This is a genomic window from Endozoicomonas sp. ONNA1, from assembly GCF_024606325.1.
Classification (GTDB): domain Bacteria; phylum Pseudomonadota; class Gammaproteobacteria; order Pseudomonadales; family Endozoicomonadaceae; genus Endozoicomonas_A.
Genome location: NZ_JAHHPN010000417.1, coordinates 1 through 2,760, shown reverse-complemented (window position 1 = coordinate 2,760; position 2,760 = coordinate 1). Strand labels below are relative to the sequence as shown.

Here is a 2,760-nt window from a genome sequence, read left to right as displayed (position 1 = left end):
TGAAAGCTGACAACGCAGAGTTGAAAGCTGACAACGCAGAGTTGAAAGCTGACAATGTGGAAATCAAAGAAACCTTAAAGCTCATCCTGTCCAGACTGCCCAACAGCTAACACGCCAACTACCAACAAAATCCAGTGGCTTGCCCGTCGGCAACCACTGATTTGAAGGATATCCTGATAATGGCATTTTTCTGGTCGGCGTAGGTCAATACACCCACCCTCTGAGCCCTGAACCTGCTAACGTGCGGCAAAAAACAACCCTCTTGCGCAGACAAACATCTTGAAGCTGTTGTCAACAAAGTTCACACCGCTGGTGATGTTTTCCGGGTAATTTTGAACCAAATCAACCTTTGCTGGTCTATTGATTTGTAAACTTCAGAAAACTAGTTATTAATGGAATTAATTATGCTGCCACGGATGCCCTGCAATACTCCCTTAAACCTGTCCAGTCGGACCGCTCCGGAAACAGATTTTTCCACACCTGCTTCCACTTCCGGCTTGAGTAACCAGACAGCTCGATCGGATGCGCCCTCTGCTCGCTCTGTACACCGGCGACACATCACTACCACTGCCGACCAGCGTCGTGAATGGATATCTCTTGTTGAGAATGCATTAGGTCATATTGATATTCCATATGACCATAAATTGCTGCGAGAACAGGTAAAAAATGCCCGTCTTGATCTTAATAGAATGAGTCAGAATCTCGTCGCAAAGGATGTAAAATTCCATCTGCCGTCTTTGCAAAAGCTGATCAGCTACCTCGTCGAGAATCCTTGCCTGCCTGAAAATATTTCCGTTCTGCAAACGCTGGCTGATTTAGGACTGGGACTTGAGGGCGAGCCGATCGAATCCAAGGTAATGATACCTCCCCAATTATTTAAACAATTCCTGGATAACACACGTCATGAAGCAGTGCTGAACATTCTTGGCAATCTTGCCGCAACAATTATGTTTAAGCCTGATCCGGGCTTTATGGAAATATTGGAGAAATACCTGCCCCGCTGGCAGCTGCAGAAAACTGCCCGAGAGCTTGTGGGTCAACTGAAAAGATATTACTTTTCTCTAAAAGAACTCAATCAATCTCTACAACTTTCGGATGGTGCAGCACCTTATCTGATAAAAGCTATTTTCGAATCGCCAGACGTCAGGCATGGCAAACCTCAAACGTCACAGGATTTCTGCCAGAGTATCACCACCGCAATGGCTTCAGAGATTTTTACATTGCAGCTTTGTTTGCTGGAAGTGAATGCCCAAAGGCATGAAAAACTGATTCTGGAAGAAGTGGAAAAGCTGGATGATAAAGAGCGGGAAAAGCTGCTGGTGTGTGCCTTTATATTGGGCCAGTTGGAACTGTTTAAACGTTTGCTGCCAGCCTCTTCAGCCAATATTCTTAACCAGACGTTTCATAACGGCAGTAATATTCTGCACCTTATGGCGACAGCCATTCCGGGCATGAACTCCCGCGGCAGTCTACGCAACTTTTCCCATCTGAATGCTTATCCTTCCCGCTATGACCAGTTGTTTCAATATCTGCCCGCCAGGACTCTGGCCAACCAAAGAGACAACAGCGGCGCAACACCACTCTTGCTTTTATACCGTCATAACTGCCAGCCACTAGCGGCAGTGGCCATGTCCAAAGCGGAAGACAGTCAGCTGGCCAGAGCCCGCCGCAGCGCACTGATCAAGCTAACCGTTCCTGAACATCTCATTGATTGTATGCAGGAGCATTTAGGCGGAACATTCCCCTTGAATGTCAACTGGTTTGCTGAGTTTCTGCAACTCTTTAAATCCCTGCCACCCGCTACTTTTAAAGCAGTCAACTTGCGCCCTGCCGAGCATGCATATGTCACACAACTGCGTCACAAACCCTTGCCCTGTGCAACACAGTTACTTCAACCTGTTGTCAACTATTTTGAGCACCACCCTGACGCCTTAAGGGATGAGCAGCAAACACTGGAATTAATGAGGTTAATAGATCAGAACGGGTTGCCGGTTGAATATTCTGCACAGGTGCTCCGGGTTGTCACTCCGGGCATGCAAAAAAAACTGCTCGCGCAACTTTCAGCAACAGCTGATGATCGCGACTCACTGTTTATTGAGCGTTACTACGATGTAGCTTATAAGGGAAGACATTACTATCCATGGTATCTGATTGGCCTTGGTGTTGGTGCTGGGTGTGCACCGGGTCCAGACAGGTTTTATTGTGAACGTTTCCGCCATGAGATTGCTGAGTTTGGCAGGAAACATCCAAAAGAGACTGTTCCGGAAATTTCCAGGCTTTGGGAAGCAGAGTTGATCAACAGCAGGAATATTGAAATTTACGGCCGCAGTCTGGCTTTTCCTTCCACAGAGGTACCTCAGGGGTATCGCCGTTTCAAGTTCCTGAAACGCCAACGGGGCGCCACAGAAGACTGGCATGATTTTGTCCGCGAGCAGCCACAGCTGGATTTTTTTCGAACCCATAAGGATCATCTGGGCCTTGAAAGCGCATTACTGAAACCACGAGGCATCTATCGTCTGAACAATGCTCTTGATAAGCTCAAAGCCTGTCGATTACCTGATGAAACCTTGTCAGCCATTGCCCTGGAGCCAGATGGTTCGGCACTGCTGCAAGTCTTTGATGATGAAAAAAACACCCGCCTGTATCACCACTACCCTTATGAAACTGAAGGAGTGGCAGGGCTCTCAGTGCAGGCATCGTTTGAGGGCCTCAGGCTGTTTGCCAGAGATGCGGGTCGTCTCTGGCAACACAATTTTCAGG

Annotated in this window: 1 protein-coding gene; it reads left to right on the top strand. The window is 47.7% G+C overall.

Features of this window, described 5'->3' with window-relative positions; all coding sequences use genetic code 11:
- Positions 1-404: 404 nt before the first annotated feature.
- Positions 405-2,760: hypothetical protein (locus KDK19_RS09435; protein ID WP_257291819.1), on the top strand; the 2,356-nt coding region annotated here is incomplete at its 3' end.